At 61.9% G+C, this 23,809-nt stretch carries 22 protein-coding genes and 1 pseudogene; 9 read left to right on the top strand and 14 right to left on the bottom strand.

The features are described 5' to 3' along the window. Positions 1–99: 99 nt before the first annotated feature. Positions 100–273: pseudogene (locus B0G73_RS34510) on the bottom strand (aldehyde dehydrogenase family protein); the annotation flags it as partial. Positions 274–808: 535 nt separating this feature from the next. On the opposite strand from B0G73_RS34510, the gene B0G73_RS34505 reads away from it, so the two are divergent. The 3 genes from B0G73_RS34505 to B0G73_RS34495 are packed head-to-tail and all read left to right on the top strand — an operon-like array spanning position 809 to position 2,716. Continuing rightward, positions 809–1,441 (top strand): hypothetical protein, encoded by a 633-nt coding sequence (locus B0G73_RS34505; RefSeq protein ID WP_106285585.1) that lies wholly within the window; start codon positions 809–811, stop codon positions 1,439–1,441. Positions 1,442–1,450: 9 nt separating this feature from the next. Beyond that, positions 1,451–2,233 carry a hypothetical protein gene (locus B0G73_RS34500; protein ID WP_106285584.1) on the top strand — a complete coding sequence of 261 codons (783 nt, stop codon included), beginning with the start codon at positions 1,451–1,453 and terminating at the stop codon, positions 2,231–2,233. A gap of 21 nt (positions 2,234–2,254) precedes the next feature. Beyond that, the gene (locus B0G73_RS34495; RefSeq protein WP_106285583.1) at positions 2,255–2,716 is read left to right on the top strand and encodes a hypothetical protein; all 462 of its coding nucleotides are present in this window, start codon (positions 2,255–2,257) and stop codon (positions 2,714–2,716) included. A 233-nt stretch (positions 2,717–2,949) separates the two neighbouring features. On the opposite strand, the gene B0G73_RS34490 is transcribed toward B0G73_RS34495, so the two are convergent. Further along, complete coding sequence (locus B0G73_RS34490; RefSeq protein ID WP_106285582.1) at positions 2,950–4,542, bottom strand: ABC-F family ATPase; 1,593 nt, start codon at positions 4,540–4,542, stop codon at positions 2,950–2,952. Positions 4,543–4,625: 83 nt separating this feature from the next. Further along, a complete protein-coding gene (locus tag B0G73_RS34485; protein ID WP_106285581.1) occupies positions 4,626–5,642 on the bottom strand; it encodes an NAD(P)-dependent oxidoreductase in 1,017 nt (338 codons plus the stop codon). A 171-nt stretch (positions 5,643–5,813) separates the two neighbouring features. Between B0G73_RS34485 and B0G73_RS34480 the strand changes: the two genes are divergently transcribed. After that, positions 5,814–6,020: a dodecin gene (locus B0G73_RS34480; RefSeq protein WP_091793652.1), complete on the top strand. Its 207-nt coding sequence runs from the start codon at positions 5,814–5,816 to the stop codon at positions 6,018–6,020. 122 nt (positions 6,021–6,142) lie between these two features. On the opposite strand, the gene B0G73_RS34475 is transcribed toward B0G73_RS34480, so the two are convergent. From B0G73_RS34475 to B0G73_RS34460, 4 genes are all read right to left on the bottom strand, one after another. Next, positions 6,143–7,249: a BMP family ABC transporter substrate-binding protein gene (locus B0G73_RS34475; RefSeq protein ID WP_106285580.1), complete on the bottom strand. Its 1,107-nt coding sequence runs from the start codon at positions 7,247–7,249 to the stop codon at positions 6,143–6,145. A gap of 53 nt (positions 7,250–7,302) precedes the next feature. Then, positions 7,303–8,232, bottom strand: coding sequence for an ABC transporter permease (locus B0G73_RS34470; protein ID WP_012433315.1), 930 nt, complete (start codon positions 8,230–8,232; stop codon positions 7,303–7,305). Between the two features lie 44 nt (positions 8,233–8,276). Continuing rightward, positions 8,277–9,383: an ABC transporter permease gene (locus tag B0G73_RS34465; RefSeq protein ID WP_106285579.1), complete on the bottom strand. Its 1,107-nt coding sequence runs from the start codon at positions 9,381–9,383 to the stop codon at positions 8,277–8,279. A gap of 75 nt (positions 9,384–9,458) precedes the next feature. Further along, positions 9,459–11,060 carry an ABC transporter ATP-binding protein gene (locus tag B0G73_RS34460; protein ID WP_106285578.1) on the bottom strand — a complete coding sequence of 534 codons (1,602 nt, stop codon included), beginning with the start codon at positions 11,058–11,060 and terminating at the stop codon, positions 9,459–9,461. A 251-nt stretch (positions 11,061–11,311) separates the two neighbouring features. Here B0G73_RS34460 and B0G73_RS34455 point away from each other — a divergent pair, with 251 nt between their 5' ends. Beyond that, positions 11,312–12,244: a LysR substrate-binding domain-containing protein gene (locus B0G73_RS34455; RefSeq protein ID WP_074764203.1), complete on the top strand. Its 933-nt coding sequence runs from the start codon at positions 11,312–11,314 to the stop codon at positions 12,242–12,244. 53 nt (positions 12,245–12,297) lie between these two features. Here B0G73_RS34455 and B0G73_RS34450 read toward each other — a convergent pair whose 3' ends face one another. After that, positions 12,298–13,686 carry an 8-oxoguanine deaminase gene (locus B0G73_RS34450; protein WP_106285577.1) on the bottom strand — a complete coding sequence of 463 codons (1,389 nt, stop codon included), beginning with the start codon at positions 13,684–13,686 and terminating at the stop codon, positions 12,298–12,300. A gap of 537 nt (positions 13,687–14,223) precedes the next feature. Here B0G73_RS34450 and uraH point away from each other — a divergent pair. From uraH to B0G73_RS34430, 4 genes are all read left to right on the top strand, one after another. Further along, entirely contained in the window at positions 14,224–14,577 is a 354-nt protein-coding gene (gene uraH / locus B0G73_RS34445; RefSeq protein ID WP_012433320.1) for a hydroxyisourate hydrolase, read from the top strand. A 349-nt stretch (positions 14,578–14,926) separates the two neighbouring features. Continuing rightward, positions 14,927–16,120, top strand: a complete 1,194-nt coding sequence (locus B0G73_RS34440) for a urate hydroxylase PuuD (protein WP_106285576.1) — start codon at positions 14,927–14,929, stop codon at positions 16,118–16,120. A gap of 268 nt (positions 16,121–16,388) precedes the next feature. Then, entirely contained in the window at positions 16,389–16,652 is a 264-nt protein-coding gene (locus B0G73_RS34435) for a helix-turn-helix transcriptional regulator (RefSeq protein ID WP_106285575.1), read from the top strand. Next, positions 16,652–18,001: a type II toxin-antitoxin system HipA family toxin gene (locus B0G73_RS34430; RefSeq protein WP_106285574.1), complete on the top strand. Its 1,350-nt coding sequence runs from the start codon at positions 16,652–16,654 to the stop codon at positions 17,999–18,001. The genes B0G73_RS34435 and B0G73_RS34430 overlap by 1 nt, the downstream gene beginning before the upstream one ends. 122 nt (positions 18,002–18,123) lie before the next feature. Here the strand turns inward: B0G73_RS34430 and B0G73_RS34425 are convergent, their stop codons facing one another. From B0G73_RS34425 to B0G73_RS34400, 6 genes are all read right to left on the bottom strand, one after another. Further along, on the bottom strand, positions 18,124–18,636 hold the full coding sequence (locus B0G73_RS34425; protein WP_106285573.1) for an ureidoglycolate lyase: 513 nt from the start codon (positions 18,634–18,636) through the stop codon (positions 18,124–18,126). Beyond that, positions 18,633–19,646, bottom strand: coding sequence for an allantoicase (gene alc, locus B0G73_RS34420; protein WP_012433323.1), 1,014 nt, complete (start codon positions 19,644–19,646; stop codon positions 18,633–18,635). The genes B0G73_RS34425 and alc overlap by 4 nt, the downstream gene beginning before the upstream one ends. 72 nt (positions 19,647–19,718) lie before the next feature. Further along, on the bottom strand, positions 19,719–20,240 hold the full coding sequence (uraD, locus tag B0G73_RS34415; protein ID WP_106285572.1) for a 2-oxo-4-hydroxy-4-carboxy-5-ureidoimidazoline decarboxylase: 522 nt from the start codon (positions 20,238–20,240) through the stop codon (positions 19,719–19,721). Further along, the gene (gene puuE, locus B0G73_RS34410) at positions 20,237–21,187 is read right to left on the bottom strand and encodes an allantoinase PuuE (protein WP_106285571.1); all 951 of its coding nucleotides are present in this window, start codon (positions 21,185–21,187) and stop codon (positions 20,237–20,239) included. The genes uraD and puuE overlap by 4 nt, the downstream gene beginning before the upstream one ends. 237 nt (positions 21,188–21,424) lie before the next feature. Continuing rightward, positions 21,425–22,291 (bottom strand): aspartate/glutamate racemase family protein, encoded by an 867-nt coding sequence (locus B0G73_RS34405; RefSeq protein ID WP_106285570.1) that lies wholly within the window; start codon positions 22,289–22,291, stop codon positions 21,425–21,427. Between the two features lie 26 nt (positions 22,292–22,317). Next, entirely contained in the window at positions 22,318–23,799 is a 1,482-nt protein-coding gene (locus B0G73_RS34400; protein ID WP_106285569.1) for an NCS1 family nucleobase:cation symporter-1, read from the bottom strand. Positions 23,800–23,809: the final 10 nt, after the last annotated feature.

The raw sequence follows: 23,809 nt of genomic DNA, 5'->3' as shown, positions 1-23,809 counted from the left end.
TTTCAGGTCAATGGGTGGGCAAGTGTGCGGTCATGTGTGCCCTTCTATTGATGCCGGTCAGTCGAATCACGCCTTGAACTGCATGGACTCGAGTTCGAGTTACTCTTCGAGTCCGTAGACTCCGTTTTCCCGGCCAAAGTCCGACTGCTTGAGACCGCTGAACGGCGCAGCCATGTTCCACGTGCCGCCGTTGATATCCACCTGGCCGGTGCGGATGCGCCGCGCGACATCCGCGGCCCGCTCGTCGCTGCCTGCCCATACCGCGCCGCCGAGACTCGAGCGTAAAGGAAAGGTGCGGCTCATTTTAGCGTGCTGTGTTCAACAAACCTGTCAATGGACTTTTTGCACACTCTGACGGCAGTGTTGTGGGCGTGCATCATTCGGTCGTTTGTTGAACAGTACGGCGGCGAGCGCCGCCGAGGCTCTAGCGTATGGCGTGGCTTGTCCGAGGTAGTGTGGAGCGCTGCGGACGCTGTACGCCAGCCGCACGTGCATCCTGCGCATCACGTCTACTACGCGAGCAAGGCCATCGACCGGGCACCGTGGCACCCTCCGCTGGCTGGAAAGATGCGCGCAGGCGGGCGTACGGGGGGCGTGCGCAAGCGCGTGGGTGGCGTAAGTGCCCGCTAAAGAGTGCGGCAAATTTGCTTCTACGGGTATACCCTTGTCGCAAATTCTTCTTTTGAGCCGATTAATGCGTACCCTATACCTGTTATAGTATTCTCGCCATCGTTTCACACAACATCTTGTGCCCTAACGATCATCGGTACGGGAAGTTCGCATCAATCTATTATTGCGAGACCAGCGAATGTCGAAATTCAAAGTCAAGATGAAGATCACGGGCTTCGAGATGGAAATTGAAGGCTCTCGTGATGATGTCCCCAACATCACACAGGCACTGACGCGGCAACTTGCTGGAATGCTGCAACCGCCGACTGGAATCGTTGAGCCTCCCGTCACCTCCCCTGTCACTGTACTGCCGTCGATCTCCGAGGCACTGCCGGTCGAGGAAGTAAAACCGGAATCGGTAGCTCGTAAGCGAACTCGTGCCCGGACTCGTCGCCCAGTGCAAAGCAACGGTGTCGAGGATGTTGAAGCAACGGCGATCGACTTCCGTCACGCCCCTGAGCTATACGGTAATCCGGTCCAAGCGTGGACTACGGCAAACAAAGCGCTATGGACTTTGTATGTGATCGGGGAAATGGTCGGCGAAAAGGAGTTGTCTGCTAAACGCATCACCCTGTCGTTCAATAAGCACTTCAGGCAAGCTAAAGAGATCATTGCCAACAACGTGACTCGTGACCTTGGGAAACTCCGCCTGAAAAAGCCGGTACTCGTATCGGAGGACACAACACGCACACCGAGTGTTTGGTATCTGACCGACGAAGGAATCCGCGCTGCTCAGAACTTGGTGGCCGAGGCACTGGGTCGGGACACGTAAGGAACGGGCGTGGCTCTGATAGACAAAAAGCGCCTGCTGGCAGAACTTAGCCCGCCGCTCGATCACCTTCTATGTGCGCAACTGGTTGAAGAATTTGTCTCGGCGGAACGGCGATTCATTCAGCGCGACTGGGAGCCTGCGGAGCTAGACGGCGGACAATTCTGCGAGATTCTGGCCAGAATCTTCTATCACATGGATTCTGGAACGTTGAGTCAGAACAAGGAGTTTGACGCATGTTGCGGTTACATAGAGAACGAGCCGGTAAGGCATAAGCTGCCCCGCAGGGATGCGATCCATGTGATTCGCGTGCTTCGAACCATTTATAAGTTCAGAAGCCAGCGTGGCGCGGTCCACATCTCGCCAAGCTATCTACCGAATCACATGGACGCCAAGCTTGTGATCGAATGCGTCCGATGGGCGATGAACGAAACGCTTCGTCTATTTTGGAACGGGGATCGAGAGGCAGTCGCGAAAGCAATTCGCGAGCTATTGCAGTTCGATGTGCCGAGCGTCGGCGTGTACGACGGGGTGCCGTTAGTTCAGCGCACCGACCTAAAACCCGACGAAGAGATCCTAGTGCTTATGCACTACGCTGGCGAAGAGGGGATGTCGAGGACTGACATCGGAAAGGCGGCGCGTTGGGCTGCTTCAACCATCACTAGCGCGTTGCAGCGACTGATTGCGTCCGATTGCCGTCAACTCGTAGTCCTAAAGAACGGCAACTATCGTCTCACTGATCTCGGGTCCAAGCGCCTCCGAGAACAACTGTCTACGAAGCTGCTTCTGGAATAGCACCCACGCAAGGAGACGCAAATGATTGCCGAAATTACAACCGCCCTATCAGGTGTCAATACAGCGATTCAGATAGCGAAGGTGGCGATAGGCGTGCAGCAGGACGTGGCGATCAAGCTCGAAATTAACAAGATGTTAGACGCCGTCCTTGAAGCGAAGACCGGGCTGCTTGCTGCGTCCGAAAGGATTGCCGCACTTCAAGAAGAACTGCGACAAGCAAATGCAAAACTGGCAGCAGAAGCCGAACTGTCCAGTTACGCATACGTGCAACTCGAAACGGGCGCGCAAGTAGTGACCCGTCACGCTGGCGGTAACGGACTGCAATACTGCCCGACGTGCTTTGGATCGAAGCAATTGCGTGTGCTACAAACGGAGCATGACGACTCGTACCTTCGCTGCTACATCTGCAACGGCGTATTCAAACGTGATTTCCGTGACGACCAAGCGATAGAACGGTCGCTCAATAGCCGCGAACGCTATTAATCTGCTCGGCCCGGAGATCGCAGGCTTCCGTACCAATTCTGTGCCAATGCGAGACTAGATCGCGACGTATCATCGCCAGCAAAGCCTTGCTGTACAATGGCCCCACCGATTGCAGCCGCCTTGAAGCGGCGATGACAGGTCTGCTAAGTTGGGCCGACGCGCGTCGCAGCCATTGTCCCACCGGGACAAATCCGTGGAACAATGGTGTCACATGAATGGGCGCGTTGGGACAGTTACTGCACGCCCTGGCTCAACAGGAAGTCTTCGTAGTTGCCACCGAAGTCGTTCAACGTGCCATTCGTCTTCACTTCGATGATCCGATTCGCCAGGCCGCTCACGAACTCGCGGTCGTGCGACACGAAAATCAGCGTGCCTTCGAACTTGTCGAGCGCGATCTGCAGCGATTCGATCGATTCCATGTCCATGTGGTTGGTCGGCTCGTCCATCAGCAGCACGTTGTGACGGCCCAGCATCAGCTTGCCCCAGATCATGCGGCCTTTCTCGCCGCCGGAGAGCACCTTGACCGACTTGCGGATGTCGTCGGCATTGAACAGCAGCCGGCCGAGCGTGCCGCGCACCATCTGCTCGTCGTCACCTTCCTGGCGATAGCCGTCGATCCAGTCCATCAGCGTGACGTCGTCCGGAAACTCTTCGTACGTGTCCTGCGGCATGTAACCGACGTTCGCGTTCTCCGCCCACTTCACCGTGCCGTGATCGAGCGTGAGCTTGCCAAGCAGCGAGCGCAACAGCGTGGTCTTGCCCGCGCCGTTCTCACCGATGATCGCGATCCGCTCGCCCGGCTGCACGCTAATGCTGAAGTCGTTGAAAATCTGACGCTCGTACTTCTTCGAAATCTTCTCGGCCACCACCGCGATGTTGTGCAGCTTCTTCTCGTACTCGAAGCGGATGAACGGATTCTGCCGCGACGACGGCTTGAATTCCTCGATCTTGATCTTGTCGATCATCTTCAGACGGCTGGTAGCCTGGCGCGCCTTCGACTTGTTCGCCGAGAAGCGGCGCACGAAGTCCTGCAGGTCGGCCACACGTTCCTTCGCCTTCGCGTTGGCGTTCTGCTGACGCTCGCGCGCCTGCGTGCTCGCCAGCATGTAGTCGTCGTAGTTGCCCGGATAGACCTTCAGCGTGCCGTAGTCCATGTCGGCCATGTGCGTGCAGACCTGGTTCAGGAAGTGTCGATCGTGCGAGATGATGATCATCGTCGAGTTGTACTGGTTGAGCACGTCTTCCAGCCAACGGATCGAGTTGATGTCCAGGTTGTTGGTCGGCTCGTCCAGCAACAGCACGTCCGGCTTCGAGAACAGCGCCTGCGCGAGCAGCACGCGCAGCTTCCAGCCCGGCGCCACGTTACTCATCGGGCCGTTGTGGTCCTCGATCGCGATGCCGATACCGAGCAGCAGCTCGCCCGCGCGCGCTTCGGCGGTGTAGCCGTCGTACTCGGCGAACTTCGCTTCGAGTTCGGCGGCGTGCATGTAGTCGTCGTCCGTTGCGTCGGGGTTCGCGTAGATCGCGTCGCGCTCGGTCATGGCGGCCCACATTTCGGCGTGGCCCATCATCACGACGTCGAGCACGCGCACGTCTTCGTAGGCGAACTGATCCTGGCGCAATTTACCGAGGCGGATGTTCGGTTCGAGCATGACGTTGCCCGAACTCGGCTCCAGGTCGCTGCCCAGAATCTTCATGAAAGTGGACTTGCCGCAGCCGTTCGCACCAATCAGGCCATAGCGGTTCCCTCCCCCGAATTTGACCGAGATATTCTCGAAGAGGGGCTTTGGCCCGAATTGCATGGTGATATTGGCGGTAGACAGCACGGCGCGTCCCTTTGAATGTGATATCGGCGAAAAACCCAATATTTTAGCAGGTTATCGCGAATTCAACCCGCGCGCCCGTCGCGCTACCGGCTTTGGATGCCTCGCGGCGTCTGCAAAACGTCGATGAACGCCGACAGGTCGGCCTCGCCCAGCCCCATTGCCGCGCCGAGCCGCAGCAATTGCTGAACCGTCGACGAAACCGGCATGGGCGTGCCGGTCTCGTAGGCGGTCGCCGCCACCGTGTCGATGTCCTTCTGAAGGGTCCGGAACGCGCCGATCGGCGCGAGGCCGGTTTGCGTCATGCGCGGCACGAATGTTTGCAGCAGCACCGAATCGGCCCAGCCGCCGGCCAGACCTTCGGTCAGCCGGGAAGCGTCGAGGCCGCTGCGCTGCGCGAGGCTCACCGCTTCGGCAATCGCCGCGAGCGTCGCCGTGACGATGGTTTGATTGCACAGCTTGGCGGTCTGGCCCGCGCCGACCTCGCCCATGTGCGTGACACGCGACGCGTAGGCGCTGAGCAACGGCTTGACGGCTTCGACGTCCGCCGCGGAGCCGCCCGCCATGACTGCCAGCGTGCCGGCGGTGGCGCCGGCCACGCCGCCTGAAACCGGCGCGTCGATCCAGCCGATGCTGCCGGTCGGCTTGTCCGCGCCCTTGTCCACGCGCGCGCCTGCGTCCACGTCCACGTCCGCGCCAGCGCTCGCGCCCTCGCGCTCGGCGGCTCCCAGGCCCGCGCCGACCGTGCGAACCGCCGTCAGCGCCGCCGCGCGCTGCGCGAATGCGCGCGTCGCGGCCGGCGGGATGCTGGAGTGATCGACGATCCAGCGCAATCGGCCCGATACGGGCGCATCGGCGCCAAGAAGGCCCGAAGCGCCGAACACGGTCTCTTCCACCGCCGCCGCATCCGCGACGCACAGCAGCACGGCTTCACATCGTGTCGCAAGTTCTCGCGGCGTGTCGGCCACCCGAGCGCCGTCCGCGATCAACACTTCCGCCTTGGCCCGCGTGCGATTCCAGACATGCACCGTATGCCCCGCGCGCAGCAAATGCCGGATCATCGGAGCGCCCATCAAACCAGGACCGCAAAAACCAATTTCCACTTCGAACCTCGTCGGCTATCAGATTGAGTTGCGCGGACATGATAACGGCGGCGTCCAGCCACGGCATACCGGGCACGGCATGTGCGACATGACTCGCTCACACGAGGCCGTTCGCGGCGCTTGCGTTGCCTATACTTTTTGAACACCAACGAAGATCAAAGGAGGAAGTCCATGTCCGAACACGTCTACAAACAGATCGAACTGACCGGCTCGTCGACGAAATCGATCGATGACGCCATCAGCACGGCAATCGCGAAAGCGTCGAAGACGCTGCGCAATCTGCACTGGTTCGAAGTGACGGAAACGCGAGGCCAGATCGAAAACGACAAGGTGGCTTACTGGCAGGTCACCATCAAGGTCGGCCTGCGCATCGACTGACGCGCCGGCGGCGTGGCCGTCAGCGCGCTAAAACTCCGACGAAAAAAGCTGCGTCCGCACCGGACGCAGCCTCTTAAAACAGCGGTTGCTGAAACCTCCGCCTGGTCGATTTGGCGTCGGCGTTACTTCGGCAGCGAACCGTCCACGCCTTCCACATACCAGTTCAGGCGTTGCAGTTCCGGATCGGTCAGCGTCTTGCCGGCCGGCACTTTCACCGCCCCGGATTGATCCTTGATCGGACCCGTGAAGACGTCCCACTTGCCGCCCGCCAGTTCGTCGCGCTTGGCCGCGACTTGCTTCTGCGCGTCAGCCGAAATTGCAGAAGTGTTCAGATCTTCCAGGTTGACGGCCTTCTGCGGAATGCCCCACCAAACCGGATCGTTCTTCCACTTGCCGTCCAGCACCTGCTGGATCGCCGCGTTGTAATACACGCCCCAGTGCGCGACCACCGAACCGAGGTGCGCGTCGGGACCGAACTTCTTCATGTCCGAATCCCAGCCGAACGCATGCACATGCTTGGCCGACGCCGTGGCGAGCGTGGCGCTCGAATCGGTGTTTTGCAGCAGCACGTCGGCGCCCTGGCCGATCAGCGTTTCAGCCGCCTGCTTTTCCTTGCCCGGATCGAACCAGCTGTTGATCCAGATAACCTTGGTGTGCACCTTCGGATTCACCGAGCGCGCGCCGAGCGTATATGCGTTGATGTTGCGGATCACTTCAGGAATCGGCACCGACGCCACGAAGCCGAGCGTGTTGGTCTTCGTCACGTAGCCCGCGGCGACGCCGGCGAGATACGCGCCCTGGTACATGCGCACGTCATAGGTGCCGAAGTTCGGCGCCTTCTTGTAGCCGGTTGCGTGCAAGAACACGGTGTCCGGGAAGTCCTTCGCAACCTTCAGTTCGAAGTCCTGATAGCCGAAGCTCGAACCGAAGATGATCTTGTTGCCCTTGTTCGCCAGATCGCGGAACACGCGCTCGGAGTCGGCCGATTCCGGCACGTTTTCGATGCGCGTGATCTTGATCTTGTTGCCGAACTTCGCTTCCGCTTCCTTCGAGCCCTGATCGTGCGCGAAGGTCCAGCCGGCATCGCCCGGATTGCCCAGGTAGACGAACGCCACGCCCGGCGCATCCGCGGCCTGCGCGCTTTGTGCGAGCGGCGCGGTCACCGCGGCACCAAGCGCCAGCGAGGCCGCGCCCCAAGCGAAAGCGGTCAGCAGATTTCTTCTCTTCATGTTTTCTCCTGTCATGTTTATCGAATGATGTGAAAAGCGGAGTCGATGGTCGGTCAGCCCGCCGAGAAAAACGGTTTGCCCAGCGATGCCGGCGCATTCAGACGGATCGTGTTCGGATTGCGCGAGATCAGCACCAGCACGACGACTGTCGCGACATACGGCAGCATCGCGAGGAATTGCGTCGGCACCGGCACGCCGATCGCCTGCGCGTAAAACTGCAGACCGGTCACGGCGCCGAACAGCAGCGCGCCGATCAGCAGGCGTCCCGGGCGCCAGGTCGCGAACACGACCAGCGCGAGCGCGATCCAGCCGCGGCCCGAGGTGAGCTGCTCCTGCCACAAATGCAGATTGACGATCGAGTAGTAACCGCCCGCAAGCCCGGCCATGCCGCCGCCGAACGCCACCGCGCCGTAGCGCACGCCGATCACCGGAAAGCCGACGGAGTGCGCCACCTGCGGCGATTCGCCGACCGAGCGCAACACGAGTCCCGCGCGCGTGCGGTACAGGAACCAGCCGATCACCGCGAACATCAGGAACGCGAGGTAATCGAGCGGCGTGAGGCTGAAAAACGCGGGGCCGAGCACCGGGATCTTGGACAGACCGGGAATGGTCCACGTGTCGATGGTCGCGCGCACCGCCGCCGACGTGTACGGCTTGCCAACATAAGCCGACAGGCCGATGCCGAAGATCGTCAGCGAGAGGCCGGTGGCGACCTGATTGGCAAGCATGGTGAGCGTGAGAAACGCGAACAGCAGCGACATGGCAAGACCGGCGCCGATCGCGGCGAGCACGCCGAGCCACGGGCTGCCGGTGATCGCGGTGACCGCGTAGCCGGTCACCGCGCCCATCAGCATCATGCCTTCGACGCCAAGGTTGAGAACGCCCGATTTTTCGGTGACGAGTTCGCCCGCGCCCGCGAACATCAGCGGAATCGCGGCGGTGACGGCGCTCGACGTGAGCGAGCTGGCTTGTTGAATGTCCATTTGGATCCGGCGCAAAAATCAGTGAACGGTGAGCAGTGGGCGAGTCAGTGAGCCTGGGCGGTCAGCGTACGGCGGCGCACGCGGTAGTTCACGAACAGGTCTGCGCCCAGCAGGCAGAACAGCAACAGCCCCTGGAACACGCCGGAAAGCGCCTGCGGCAGTTGCATCGAGGTTTGCACGGCTTCGCCGCCGAGATACAGCAGCGCCATCAGCAGGCTCGCGAGCACGATGCCGAGCGGATGCAGCCGTCCCACGAACACGACGATGATGGCCGTGAAGCCATAACCCGGCGACCACGTGGCCTGCAACTGGCCGATCGGGCCGGAGATCTCGCCCATGCCGGCGAGGCCCGCGAGGCCGCCGCTGATCAGAAGCGACGTCCAGATGGTTTTCTTGTCGGAAAAACCGGCGTAGCGCGCGGCAAGCGGCGCGAGACCGCCAACGTTCATGCGATAGCCCGCGAAACTCTTGCGCATGAAAACCCACACGAGCGGAATCGCGATCAGCGTGACGAACACCGAAGCGTTCAGACGCGTGCCGCGCAGCCATTTGATGTGCCAGTCGCCGGAGAATGTCGGATAGAGCGCGTCGCCGCTGAACATCTCCGAGAGCGGGAAGTTCATACCCTGCGGGTCGCGCCACGGGCCGCTCACCAGGTAGATCAGCAGTTGCGTGGCCACGTACGTCAGCATCAGGCTGACGAGAATCTCGTTGGTGTTGAAGCGGCTTTTGAGCAGCGCCGGAATCGCCGCCCACGCCATGCCGCCGAGCACGCCGGCGATCATCATGGTCGGCAGAATCCACCAGCCGGTGGCCTGATCGAAATAGATCGCGACGCCGCTCGCGGCGATGCCGCCGAGGAGCATCTGCCCTTCGGCGCCGATGTTCCACACGTTGGCGCGATAGCCGATAGCAAGACCGAGGCCGATCAGGCACAACGGCGACGCCTTCAGCAGCAGTTCGGACCAGCCGTTCACGCTGGACAGCGGCTCGATGAAAAACGCGTGCATGGCTTGCAACGGATCGCGGCCGACGAGGCTGAAGATCAGAAAGCCGATCGCGAGCGTGAGCAACGCGGCGATCAGCGGCACGGCGAGCTGCATGGTGCGCGAGGGCGTCGTGCGTGCTTCGAGTCGATAGGGAAGAATCATGGGTAACGTGTGATTGATATGGTTCTCGTTCTGATGCCGGGCGACGTCACGCGTATTCGCGAGACGGACGCCGGCTCAGGCGTGCGCCGGCTGTTCCGCCGAAGGCGCCGCGCCCTCGCGGTCGCCGAACAGGCCCGCCATCCAGCGGCCGATTTCCTCGGCGTTGGTCGCCCCGGTGGCGCGCACCGGCGAGAGTCTGCCGCCTGCGAGCACCGCGATGCGATCGCAGATGTCGAACAACTCTTCCAACTCCTCCGAGATCACCAGAATCGCCACGCCGCGCGCCGACAGATCGAGCAACTGCTGGCGAATAAAGGACGCCGCGCCGACATCCACGCCCCACGTGGGTTGCGCGACCACCAGCACCTTGGGCGCCTGCAGAATCTCGCGGCCCATGATGTATTTCTGCAGATTGCCGCCCGACAGACTTTGCGCGAGCGCTTCGGAGCCGCCGCAGCGCACGTCGAAGGCCTCGATGCAACGCTTCGCGAATGCGCGCATCGCGCCGGCCTTGATCCAGCCCGAGTTCACCATCTGCTGACGATGCGCGGTGAGCAGCGCGTTTTCCGACAGCGTCATGGCCGGCACCGCACCGCGCCCGAGGCGCTCTTCCGGCACGAAGCCAAAGCCGAGCGCACGCCGGCCGCCCGCGCCGAGGCGCCCGGCCGCCTTGCCGCAAATGGTGACCGCGTCGGCGCGCACGCCGCGTTTTTCGCCCGACAGCGCCGACAGCAGTTCCGCCTGGCCGTTGCCCGAGACGCCCGCGACGCCGAAGATTTCGCCCGCATGCACGCCGAATGACACGTCGCGCAACGAGGTGCCGAACGGGTCGTCGCTTTCCACCGAGAGGTGCTTCACGTCGAGCAGCACCGCGCCCGGATTGTGTTCGCGCCGCGTGTAATCCGGCAGCGAATGGCCGACCATCAATTGCGCGAGCGACGCATGCGTTTCGCCCTTCGGCTTCACATGGCCGGTCACGCGGCCGCCGCGCATCACCGTCGCGGTGTCGCACAACTCCTGGATTTCGTCGAGCTTGTGGCTGATATAGAGGATGCTGCAGCCTTCGGCAGCGAGCCGCCGCAGCGTCTCGAACAGCTTGCGGACCGCTTGCGGCGTCAGCACCGAAGTCGGCTCGTCCATGATCAGCAAGCGCGGATTCTGCAGCAGACAACGAACGATCTCCACGCGTTGCCGCTCGCCCACCGTCAGACTATGCACGTGGCGCTGCGGATCGATATCGAGCCCGTAGTCGGCGGAGACTTCGCGGATGCGCCTCGAAAGCGTCTTCAGATCGAACGGTTCGTCGAGCGCAAGCGTGATGTTTTCGCCGACCGTGAGCGTCTCGAACAGCGAAAAGTGCTGGAACACCATACCGATGCCCAACTTGCGCGCCGCCGCTGGGTTGGCGATCTCGACCGTCTGGCCTTCCCAGCGAATCTCGCCGGCGTCGGGCCGCACCGCGCCGTAGATGATTTTCATCAGCGTGCTTTTGCCGGCGCCATTCTCGCCGAGCACGGCATGGATTTCTCCCGGCGCGACGATCAGCGTGACGTCGTCGTTGGCTCGCACGGCCGGATATTGTTTGGTGATGCCCTGAAGCACCAACCGGGGCGCCGCCTGTTCCGGCCTGTCTGCCGGCTGCGCGGCGGCGCCGTCGCTATAAGAAGAGTCGCTCATGTGATTCCGTAGTACGTCAGTGACTGCCGGTTACAGCGCGTCCGTCCACCTTGCCGGCAGGCGATCCGTCACCACAACCGGATGACAATACCTAATTCGACCCAGTCAGTCGAGCCGCCAAAATTCCCCGCAAACCCGCGTCGCAGCGAGCTCTGCGGGTATCCCACTCTTGACGCGGCTTTACGTTCATATTAAAAGTCATATACACCCACGCCCGCTCGATCAGCCAGAACATATATTTCGGAGAAGTCATGAGTCAGCAACGCGAGGCGATCGATACGTACCTGTTACGCGTCTTGCATACCCTGTTGATGGAACGCAGCGTCACGCGCGCGGCCGTCAAACTGAATCAATCGCAACCCGCCATCAGCGCGGCGCTGCGCCGTTTGCGCGACATCACCGGCGACCCGCTGCTGGTGCGCGGCAAATCCGGCATGGTGCCCACGGAATACGGCCTGCGCCTGCTCGAACCGGTGCAGAACGCGCTGCGCGAGATCGAACGCATCAAGTTCCAGCAACACAACTTCGATCCGGCCACTTCGATCCGTTGCTACCGGATCGGCTGCCCGGACTACCTGAACGTCTTGTTCGTGCCGACGGTGGTCGAACGCTTTCGTCAGGCCGCGCCGAACGCGACGCTCGAGTTTCACTCGCTCGGGCCGGCTTTCGACTACGAACTCGCGCTTGAAGACGGCAAGCTCGACATCGTGGTCGGAAACTGGCCGGAGCCGCCGGAACAGTTGCACCTGTCGAACCTCTTCGTCGATCAGATCGTCTGCCTGATGAGCAACACGCATCCGTTTGCCAAACGCGGCGGTCTCACGCTCGACCAGTACCTGAATGCGCCGCATCTCGCGCCTACTCCTTATTCGGTGGGCCAGCGCGGCGCGATCGACGTGCATCTCGCGCGCGAGCGGCTCAAGCGCCATGTGGTCGTGACGCTGCCGTACTTCAATCTGGCGCCATACGTGCTGATCAAGTCCGATCTGATCTTCACGACGACGCGCCTCTTTGCCGATTATTACGCCAAGTTCCTGCCGCTCACGGTCGTGCCCGCACCACTCGATTTCCCGCCGATGCAGTACTACCAACTGTGGCACGAACGCGTGCATTACTCCGATGAAGTGCGCTGGTTGCGCAGTCTGGTCGCCGAGGCGACCAAGACGTTGATCGACAAGCCTTGAGTTTTTGCTTTGCTTTACGGGTTATCGGCGGCGCCGATAACCCGTTCCTTCTTTTACGCCGCAGCTTCGTAAAGCGTCTTCGCCAACCGGTTGTGCTGCTCGATGACCGGCCCGAGCTCCAGCGTCGTCAACTGCCCTTCTTTCACGACGACCTTGCCGCCGATCACGCTGTAGCTAACTTGCGACGGCGCGCAGAACACGAGCGCCGCGACGGGGTCGTGCAACGCGCCCGCGAAAAGCGGCTGGCGCAGATCGAACGACACGAAATCCGCCGCCATGCCTGGCGCCAGCGCACCGATATCGTCGCGATTGAGCACCTTCGCGCCGCCGAGCGTCGCAATTTCCAGCGCCTCGCGTGCGGTCATCGCATCAGGTCCGAAACCGACTCGTTGCAGCAACAAAGCCTGACGCACTTCGGCAATCATCTGCGCGCCGTCGTTCGACGCCGATCCGTCGACGCCCAAGCCCACTGGCACGCCCGCCAGACGCATGCGCTTCACCGGCGCGATACCCGACGCGAGCCGCATGTTCGAACACGGGCAATGCGCGACGCCGGTGCCGGTGCGCGCGAACAGGTCGATGCCGGCGTCGTCGAGTTGCACGCAGTGCGCATGCCACACATCGTGGCCAACCCAGCCGAGGTCTTCCGCATACTCCGCCGGCGTCATGCCGAACTTCTCGCAGCTGTACGCGATGTCGTTGACGTTTTCCGCCAGGTGCGTGTGCATCGACACGCCATACTGCCGCGCCATCACCGCGGATTCACGCATCAGATCGCGGCTCACCGAGAACGGCGAGCATGGCGCGACCACCACACGCAGCATCGCGTAACGTCCTTCGTCGTGATACGTCTCGATCAGCCGCTGGGTGTCCTTCAGGATGTCCGCTTCACGCTCGACCACTGAATCCGGCGGCAAGCCGCCGTCTTTCTGCCCGACGCTCATGCTGCCGCGCGCCGCGTGAAAACGCATACCGATCCGGCGCGCCGCGCCGATGCTGTCGTCGAGCCGGCTGCCGTTCGGATAGATATACAAATGGTCGCTCGACGTCGTGCAGCCGGACAGCAAGAGCTCGGCCATCGCCGTCAGCGTGGAGACTTCGATCATCTCCGGCGTGAGGTTCGCCCACACCTTGTATAGGCTGGTCAGCCAGCCGAACAGTTCGGCGTTCTGCGCGGCGGGAACCGCCCGCGTCAGGCTCTGATACATGTGGTGGTGCGTGTTGACGAGGCCCGGAATCACCAGATGCCCGCGCATATCCAGCACTTCGTCGGCCGTTTGCGGCAATTCCGCCGTCGGTCCGACCGCGACGATGCGGTTGTCCTCGATAAACATGCCGCCGTCGCGCAGTTCGCGCCGGGCGCCGTCCATCGTGACCAGCACGTCCGCGTGCTTCACCAACATCGTCTTCTTGGGCTTGTTAGCCGCTTGTTCCATCGTCATTCGTTTCTCCGCTTCATTGCTTCCGTGCAAAGCCGTTCGAACGCGATGTGACGGCACGCCACCGTGCCGCCGCGTCCCGTCGAACGCCGTTGGCCCGGTTACCCAGCGTGTTTCCGCCGTCTTCGGGGTGCGTCGCGGCTGAATCGTCCTCGATTCGTGTTTGCCGCAATGCACGGACGTAACCTTCGACGGCCAAAATAATGCTGACAACTCACGCCAATGCGATACCCAACTTCACGCTGCCGATATAGTGGGCCTTTTTTGGCGCCGGTACGATCCGCCGGTAAGGCAAATGCGCTGTAATAGTCGAAGGAATCGAGTCGTTGCGGCTTTCAACAGGCTGTCCGTCATGCGCCAGCTATTATCTTTCCTATCTCGCGCGCGCTGGACGGAACAACCTTTTTACAATGGCTGTCACGGCGCTCGCTTCAATTCGCCGACGGGTATGTAGCCACTGACGTGGAGCCTCGATCCGCCGCAAACGTATCTGGATCGGGCTGCCGCCGAAACCTCGCATTCACATAAGGAAAATTGCGAATGGGAAAGCTCACTACCCATGTGCTCGACACCGCCAACGGCCGTCCCGGCGCGGGCATCAAGGTCGAACTCTTCGCGCTCTCGGGCGACACGCGCCGCGCGCTCAAAACTACCACCACCAATGACGACGGCCGTTGCGACCAGCCGCTGCTCGAAGGCGATGCGCTAGTCGCGGGCGAATACGAACTCGTATTCGGCGCAGGCGACTACTTTGCGTCGATCGGCACGAAGGTGCCGGAGCCACGCTTCGTCGATCGCGTCGTGTTGCGCTTCGGCGTGGCCGATGCCGGCGCGCACTATCACGTGCCGCTGCTCGTGTCGCCGTGGTCGTATAGCACCTATCGCGGCAGCTAAGGAGACATCTGCCGCGAAGTGTTGGAAAGAGGTTGGACGAAGCGAGGTCGAGTTCGCGCAGCATGACCCTCGCGCTCGATTGCATTGCGCAGATGCTCAGGCACATACAGGGACACACGGGCGAGCACCCGCGAAACGCAATCGAACGCATGCGAGTCGACCCACTTCGAACCGACTCCGGCCAGCCCAACGAGCCAATAAAAAAACGGCGCTGTGCGAACTGAGCGCATCGCGTCTTCACCCCGCAGTCTGCGCAGCGACGTGCTGCCCTGCCAACGACCCGTGAGCCGGGTTTCAAAAGGCACATGACGTCGCTGCGAGTACAACGAATCAGAAGTGGAGGAGTTTCATGGAAGGCTTTATCACAGACTGGTTGAATCTGGCGATTCGCTGGTTTCACGTCATCGCCGCGATTGCATGGATCGGCGAATCATTTTATTTCGTCGCGCTCGACAACAGCCTGAAACCGCCGGCAGACCCGAACCAGCGCAGGCGCGGCGTGTTCGGCGAACTGTGGCACGTGCACGGCGGCGGCTTCTACAACATGCAGAAGTACACGGTCGCGCCGCCGGAAATGCCGGACGATCTGCACTGGTCGAAGTGGCCGTCGTACACCACGTGGTTGTCGGGCTTCGGTCTCTTCACCGTGCTGTATCTGTTCTCGCCGAGCACTTACCTGATCGACAAGAACGTGCTGGATATGGGACCGGTGGTCGCCGTCGCCTCGGCGCTCGGCTTCCTCGCCGCCGGCTGGATCGTGTACGACTCGCTGTGCCGCATTCTCGGCAACAAGGATAAGGTGCTCGGCATCTGCGTCGGCGTGTACGTGCTGATCGCGGCGTGGCTCGCGTGTCATATCTTTGCGGGCCGCGCGGCTTACCTGATCATGGGCGCGATGCTGGCCACGATCATGTCGGCCAACGTGTTCTTCGTGATCATTCCGGGCCAGCGCAAGATGGTCGACGCCATGCTCAAAGGCGAGACACCGAACCCGATTTATGGCAAGCGCGGCAAGCAACGCTCGGTGCACAACACGTATTTCACGCTGCCGGTGGTGTTCGCGATGCTGTCGAACCACTACGCGATGACCTACACGCATCCGTACAACTGGGCCGTGCTGCTTGTCATCATGCTGGCCGGCGCGCTGATCCGTCAGTTCTTCGTGATGCGTCACCGTGGCCAGGTGTTGTGGTATTTGCCGCTGGCGGGCATTGCCCTGATGTTCGGCGCCCTCTTCTGGACCATGCCGAAGCCGATGGTGCCGCAAGCGCAAGCGGCCAACGCGCCGACGATCAAAGTGGCTGACATCGCACCGGTGCTGCAACAGCGCTGCGTGGCCTGCCACTCCGCGCATCCCACGATGATGGGCAGCGCCCCCGCCGGCGTGCTGCTGGACACGCCGGATGAAATCTCGCAGAACGCGCAGCGGATTTACCAGCAAGCCGTGACGCTGAAAGCCATGCCGCTCGGCAACGTGACGCACATGACCGACGACGAGCGGATGAAGATCGCCGCGTGGTTCCAGGGTGGCGCAGCGAAGTGATAGTCGAGCCGGGCATCCTGCCCGGCGTGGCGATGGATGAAGCAATATGAAGCGGGCTTTTCGCGCTAGCGGGAAGCCCGCTTTTCTTTGGCCGCACTGGTGTTGGCTTCTCCAAGGCGGGCGTGGCCGAATTGTAGCCTATGGGCTACAATTTCTCACAAATTCCGTTGAAATGTAGCCCATGAGGCACAAGTTCCCGAGACCTCGTTGTGCTCGATGGGCTACAATACGGCATGAATTCGTCGAAATTGACGCCTCGGGGCTACAAATGACCAATCTCGCCGATGTATCTGACATGCTGAAGGCTGTTCGCCACGAAAGCCATCTGTCGCAAGAGGAGTTGGCGCGTCGGGCGGGCGTCGCGCGCACCACCGTCGCGCGTATGGAAACGCTCGCCAAAAACGATATGAGCGTGTCCGTGCTCGTGCGCCTGCTCGAAGCGGCAGGCTACGACCTCAAGTTCGTCGCGCATGGCCACGGGCGCACGCTCGAAGACATCCTCGCTGAACAACGCAATCCGGACGCCAACTAATGAGGCTCGACGTCCAGGTACTGGGCAAAAACGTCGCCACGCTATTTCGCGAGCGCGACGACTACGTCCTCAAATACAACCGCGACGCGAGCACGGCGGATTTCATCAGCCTGACCATGCCGGTGCGTGAAGAACCTTGGCGCTGGCCGCGCGATCTGCATCCGTTTTTCCGGCAAAACCTGCCGGAGGGTTATTTGCTGAATCTGATTCGCGAGCAGTTCGGACCGTTGCTCGACGGCACCGACCTGTCGCTGCTCGCGGTGGTCGGCGCGATGGGGATCGGCCGTGTCACCGTGACGCCGGAAGGCGTCGCACCTGGAACGGAACTGCGAGCGCTCGACGTGCAGGACATTTTGCACGGCGACAACACGGCCGAACATTTCGCGCAACTCGTGCGCGAGTATGCGCGCGCGGCCATCTCGGGCGCCGTGCCCAAGTTCATCGCGCCACAGGACGATGCCTCGCAGCCATTCACGTCGATGCCGCTCGGCAAACCCACCATCCGGACAAGCCGCCACATCATCAAAGGCTCGGACGACAGCACGCCGTTTCTCGGCTTCAACGAGTTCTATTCCATGCGCGTGCTCGAACGGCTCAGCGTCGCGCCGGTCGCGCGCACGAAGATGTCGGACGATGGCCGGGCGCTGATCGTCGAGCGCTTCGACGTCGACGCACAGGGAAAGCCGGCCTATGGCGTCGAGGACCTGTGCGGTCTTCTTGGTTTGCCGCCGCACGAAAAATACAACTCGACCAGCGAGAAAATGCTCAATGCCGCACGAGCCTATCTGCTCGATCGCGACACCATGCGCGAGCAGCTGGAGCATCTCGGCTGGCATATGTTGACGAACTACGTCGTACGCAACGCGGATTGCCATACGAAGAACGTGGCGTTGTTCTATACATCGGTCGACGATGTCGCGTTCACGCCCGTCTACGACATCGTCACGACGCAGGCGTACCCGCGTTTCGCGGCGAATCCTCCGGGCTTGCCGATCGACGGCCGCAAAACCTGGGCAGCCGGCAAAACGCTGGAGCGCTTCTTCAACACGCGTATGGGCATCGCGCCGCGGCAATACGCGCAGATGGTCGAGGCCTTGTGCGATTCGGCCGTCGCCGTCGGTCAGGAGTTGATCGAAGCGGCGCGCAACGAGCCGCAATGGCACACCGTCGCGAAGCACATGCTTCACGCCTGGGACGACGGCATGGCGTCCTTGCGCTCACCGAAGAAGAGTCTGCAATTCAAAGGACTCAAACCGGCGATCGAAGCCGCAGGTTTTTCCATGCCGGAGCCGGCGGAACGCGCGCGCGAGGTGATTGGACGCTCGCCGCTTCTCGGCAAGCGTGGTTAGACGCGCAACGAGGGCGTCGCGCTGCGCCTTTATGATTCGCAGCCAAAACAAAGAACCCACGGCATCGGTGATGCTGTGGGTTCTTTTAAGTCGACCTGCGTGCTACATGAAAGCGATCAAACTCAAACAGCCACCGCGCTCAACGCATCTTCCGTGAGCCACAGCGACTCGGCGAGATCCTGCTCATTGAGGTTGAGTCCGTCCCCGCCACGATCGACAACGATAAAGTCGCTCACGTCGCCCAACGCGATCAGCGGATGGTGCCACACGCCCTTCGCATAGTTCACGCCCTGCCAGCCGCTCGTCACGAACGCGCGAATCTTCGACGCGTCCAACTCGCCCGCCGGCGCCACGACCACCAGATACGGCTTGTCGTTCAGCGGCACGAACGCCTGGCTGCCGAGCGGATGCCGTTCGAGCATCTTCACTTCGAACGGCAGCGTGCGCGGCTGTCCGCGAAACAGGTTGACGAGCGTACGACCGTTTTCGTCGGCGACGTCCACTTTCGCGAGATCGTGAAAGCGGATCGTCGTGCCGAGGTTGATCGGAATCTGCTTCGCGCCTTCGAGTTCGATCACGTCGCCGAACGCGGCGAACGCTTCCTTCGTCAACGGTTCGATCGCGAGCGTTTTCATGATGCGAGCGTGCCCCACAAACGCAGACGCGACACGCCGCCGTCCGGAATGATGTTAAAGCGCACGTGCGTCACCGGACCCAGCGCCGCGATTTCGCTTTCGAAATAGTGCTGGTTGTCCATCTTCAGTTTCTGTTCGCCGAGCAGCACCGGCCAAAACATGGCCTGCGTGATCAGCGAGCTGTCCGTGCCGCCCGTGACATACGCGGCCTGAATCGAGCAGCGGTCCGGAAAGTTGCCCTTGAAGTGCGCCGTATCGACTTCGATCTTTTTGATCACGCCCGGCTGCGCCAGTGCGACGATCGCCCAGTCGTTGCCCGGTTCGCGACGGCGGCGCGTTTCCCAGCCGTCGCCCATGTTCACGCCACGGCCCGGCATCAAAATTGTCGAGGCTGCGCCGAAATGCTGGTTGTTCGCCGCGACGAGATATGCGCCGTTTTCCATCGCCGCCAGATCGAACTGCTCCGTGCGGCTCGCGCCGGCCCAATCGACTTGCGGTTGACCATACACACGCAGACGCGCGATGCCGCCGTCCGGATAGATGTTCACGCGCAGATGCGTGTACGCATTCGCGTCGCTGACTTCGTGGTAGTGGTGACTATTGCCTTGCAAGGTGGTCGACGGCACGATTTCGGTCCATTGCGTCGACTGGTTAGGCGCGCCATCCACCACGCGCGCGGCTTCTACCGACGCCGCCGGCGGGAAGTTGCCGGTGAAGTGGCTGGTGTCGAGATCGAGGCCCTTGATCACGCCCGGCCGCGCCAATTTCACCACGCACCAGTCGTAGCCGTTGGCGCGCTTGCGGCGCGTTTCCCAGCCGTCCATCCACTTGCCATTGTCGTCGTACTTGCCCGGAATGAAGACGGCCGGCTCCGGATTTAGCATGCGTTCCTTCGGTGCGAAGAAATCGTCGCTGGCCTCGAGCGCCTGCGCGCCCAGGCGCGGGTCCGCCAGATTCACATAGCGGCGCGTGAATTCCGGTGCGTTGGGGTCGAGAATCGGGAGTGCCATCTTTGTCTTCCTTAGTGTTGGTCAGTGCTCAAAAAACGTTTCAGTTCGAGTCCAGCGACGCGCGGTAAACCCTTACGCGTCGATCAGGTCGTCGAGCCGGAAACGTGCGATGCGATAGATCTGATCGAGGCTCGCGCGCAGTTCGTCGGCGCGGCTGTTGTTCACGCGCGCCTCGAAGTTCGCGATGATGCCGTGACGGTCATACCCGCGCACGGCAAGGATGAACGGAAAACCGAATTTCTCGCGATACGCGGCATTAAGTGCGAGCAGTCTGTCGAATTCTTCCTGCGTGCATTGCGCGAGGCCGGCGCCGCTTTGCTCACGCGTGGATTCGGCGGTCAGTTCACCGCGCACCGCGGCCTTGCCGGCGAGTTCCGGGTGGGCGTTGATCAACGCCAGTTGCTTCTCTTCGCCCGCCGTCTCGACGATATTCGACATCTTGCGATGCACCTCGTCGATGCTGGCGAAAGGCCGTTGCTGCGCGGCGATTTCCGCGACCCACGGCGAGTGCTCGAAAATGCCCGACAGCGCTGCCACGAACGCGTCGGTCGAGATGCTGTTGAGTTGGTCCAGAGTGTATTGCATCGCCTTCATGCCGCAGCCCCGCGGTCGTTTTGTTGATAAGGATGATGTTCGCGCCAGTGGCGCGCGATATCGACGCGCCGCGTGACCCACACGCGATCGTGCTGTTCGATATGGTCGAGAAAACGTTGCAGCGCGCGGAAACGCCCGGGGCGTCCGAGCAGACGGCAGTGCATGCCGATGGACAGCATCTTCGGCGCTTCGTCGCCTTCTTCGTAGAGCACGTCGAAGGCGTCGCGCAGGTACGTGAAGAAGTGATCCGCGGTATTGAAGCCTTGCGGGCTCGCAAAGCGCATGTCGTTGGTGTCGAGCGTGTACGGCACGATCAACTGCGGCACCTTCGCGCCGCCGGTCACATCGACGTCCATCCAGAACGGCAGATCGTCGCCGTAGTAATCCGAGTCGTACAGGAAACCGCCGTATTCAGCGACGAGGCGCCGCGTATTGGGACTATCGCGCCCGGTGTACCAGCCGAGCGGACGCTCGCCCGTCACGCGCTCGATCGCTTCCATGCCGAGGCGCATGTGTTCCGCTTCTTTCTCCGGCGCCATGTCCTGATAGTGAATCCAGCGATAACCGTGGCAGGCGATCTCATGCCCGAGTTCGACGAAAGCCCGCGCCAATTCCGGATGCCGTTCGACCGCCATGCCGACGCCGAACACCGTGAGCGGCAGCTTGCGCCTTTCGAATTCGCGCAGGATCCGCCAGACACCCGCGCGCGATCCGTATTCGTAGATCGACTCCATGCTCATATGACGTGCCGGAAAAGAGGCGGCGCCGACGATTTCCGACAGAAACTGCTCCGAGCCCGGATCGCCGTGCAGCACGCAGTTTTCACCGCCCTCTTCGTAATTCAGGACGAATTGCACTGCGACACGCGCTCGACCCGGCCAGTTTGCCTGCACCGGGTGGCGGCCGTAGCCGATCAGATCGCGTGGGTAGTTCGGGTCGAGTGGCATGGTTTGACGAATGCGTGGTGACGGTACGTAAAATTCGCGTGGAACTCACGTGGCATGCACATGAGGTTGCGCGGACTCGCGCGCTGAGTGCAAACGACTCACGCCGGCGCGGTGGAAAAACATCAGAAGCAGTACCGAAAGCAGCAGAAAAAGAGCCTTTCAGGCAGCCCGCACCGAGTTGGACCAGTGTAGCGAAAACACCCGGGTGCGCCCATACACCCGGGCAGATAGTGCGTGTCAGACTGAATGTATGTACGGTCCCGGTTCTGTAGTGTTTACCCGCAATAAATCGACCGTTCCTTCGTTTTCCGGCGACTTTGCGGCGGAAATGACGGTAGAGCCGCGCGTGGCGAGCGGATTCGGGTCGGCGTCGGTGGGGCTGAAGGACGCCAGCGCGCCGTCGTAGCGCTTGGCCAGCGGCCGCGCGTAATCGCCACGTTTGGCGGTCGATAGACGCAGCGCGACCAGCGCCTCGGTCCACTTCACCGCTGCCGTCACGCCCTCGATCACCGGTGCGCCGAGCGCGTCTTCGATTTCCGCGCACAGTTCGGCCATACCCGCGCAGCCGAGCACGATCGCGTCCGAACCGTCTTCCGCGAGCGCACGCCGGCATTCGTCGAGGATGATGCGGCGCGCCGCCGAGCCCGGCTTGTCGAGGTCGAGCACAGCGACGTCGGTGGCGCGCACGTTGCGGCAAAACCGCTTCATGCCGTAACGCTCGGCAAGGTGCCACGCCATGCCGCACGTGCGCGCCAGTGTGGTCACCACCGAGAAGCCCGGCGCCAGCACGCTGGCCGCGTGCATCGCCGCCTCGGCAATGCCGATCACCGGGCCGCGCGCCAGCTCGCGCGCGGCGTACAGACCGGGGTCGCCAAAGCAGGCGATCACGTAGCCGTCGCAGCCTTCACGTTCGCCGGCGGCGACTTCGGCCAGCAAGCCCGGCGTGGCGAGCGCTTCGTCGTAATACCCTTCGATCGACGGCGGCCCCATGGTCGGATTTACCGCGATGACTTCGGTGCCCGGCGCGGCGACGTCGCGCGCGCAGCGGCCCATGGCTTCCGTCATGCGTTGGGTCGTGTTCGGGTTGATCAGTTTGATACGCATATCGACTCCTGTTGCTTCCGCAAAATTCAGCGTGCAAGAACACGATAGAACAACGCAGCGAGGCCTGCGCCGATAAACCACGAGAAATTCGCCATGCCGTCGAGCGCGGGCACCATCACGCAGGCCACGGCGATCACGGCAGCCGGCAGCAACGCGGCGACCGCCCGGTAATTGACGCCGTTGCGATACCAGTACGAACCTGTCGGCGAGACCGTGTACAGATCGTCGAGAACGATCTTCTGGCGCTTCACCAGAAAGTAGTCGACGATCAGGACACCGTACAACGGTCCGATGAAACTGCCGAGCACGTCGAGCGTGTAATGGATCACAGCCGGGTTGTTGAACAGATTCCACGGCGTAATGAAAATCGACGCCACCGCCGCGAGCATGCCGCCCATGCGCCAGCTAATGAGGCGCGGCGCGACGTTGGAGAAGTCGAAAGCCGGCGAGACGAAGTTGGCGACGATGTTGATGCCGATGGTCGCGATCGTGAAGGTCAGCGCGCCGAGAATCACCGCGGTCGGATAGTCGATACGGCCTACGGTTTCGACCGGGTCCGTGATCAGTTCGCCGAACACCGGGAGCGTGGCCGCGGTCGTGATGACAGTCACCAGCGAGAAGGCCAGGAAGTTGACCGGCAGGCCCCAGAAGTTGCCGCGTTGCACGCTGCGAAAGCTCTTGCCATAGCGCGAGAAGTCGCCGAAATTCAGCATCGGACCGGAGAAATACGACACCACCAGCGAGATGGCCGTGATCATCACCGGCACAACCTGCATGCCGTGATATTTGACGCCGCCCAGGTTGATGCCGATGTTGCGCCACCCCGCGCGATACACCATGTAACCCGCGAGAATGAACATCACCACGTAGACCGCGGGGCCGGCGAAGTCGATGAACTTCTTGATGGTCTCCATGCCGTGCCAGAACACCAGCGCCTGCAACACCCAGAGCACCATGAAGCCGGTCCAGCCAAGCATCGAAAGCCCCAGGAAGCCGTGGTGATGAACATCCGCATAAGGCAGCAATTGCGGAACAAATTTCAACACGACGATCACGAGCGCGCTCGACGCCAGATAGGTCTGGATGCCGTACCACGCGACCGCGATCAGACCGCGAATCACCGCGGGAATATTCGCGCCGAGCACGCCGAAGGTCGCGCGGCACGCCACCGGATACGGCACGCCGTTCGCCTGGCTCGGCTTGGCGATCAGGTTGCACAACAGGTTGACGATCGTAATGCCGACCAGCAGCGCGATCAGCACCTGCCAGCTCGTCAGGCCGAGCGCGAACAGACTGCCCGCGAACACGTAGCCGCCGACGCTGTGCACGTCCGACATCCAGAACGCGAAGATGTTGTAGGCGCCCCAGGTTTGATGCCGTAACGGTGCGAGATCCTCGTTATAGAGGCGGTCGCTGTAGCCTGCGGGCATCGACGGTTCGCTGGACGCGCCGTCGTCTGCGTAAGGGGAAATTGCGGGATTGCCGGGCGCTGCACTGAACTGAGCCATGATTCCTCCT

The organism is Paraburkholderia sp. BL25I1N1 (genome assembly GCF_003002025.1).
GTDB lineage: Bacteria > Pseudomonadota > Gammaproteobacteria > Burkholderiales > Burkholderiaceae > Paraburkholderia.
This window is presented reverse-complemented; position numbering and strand designations above follow the sequence as displayed.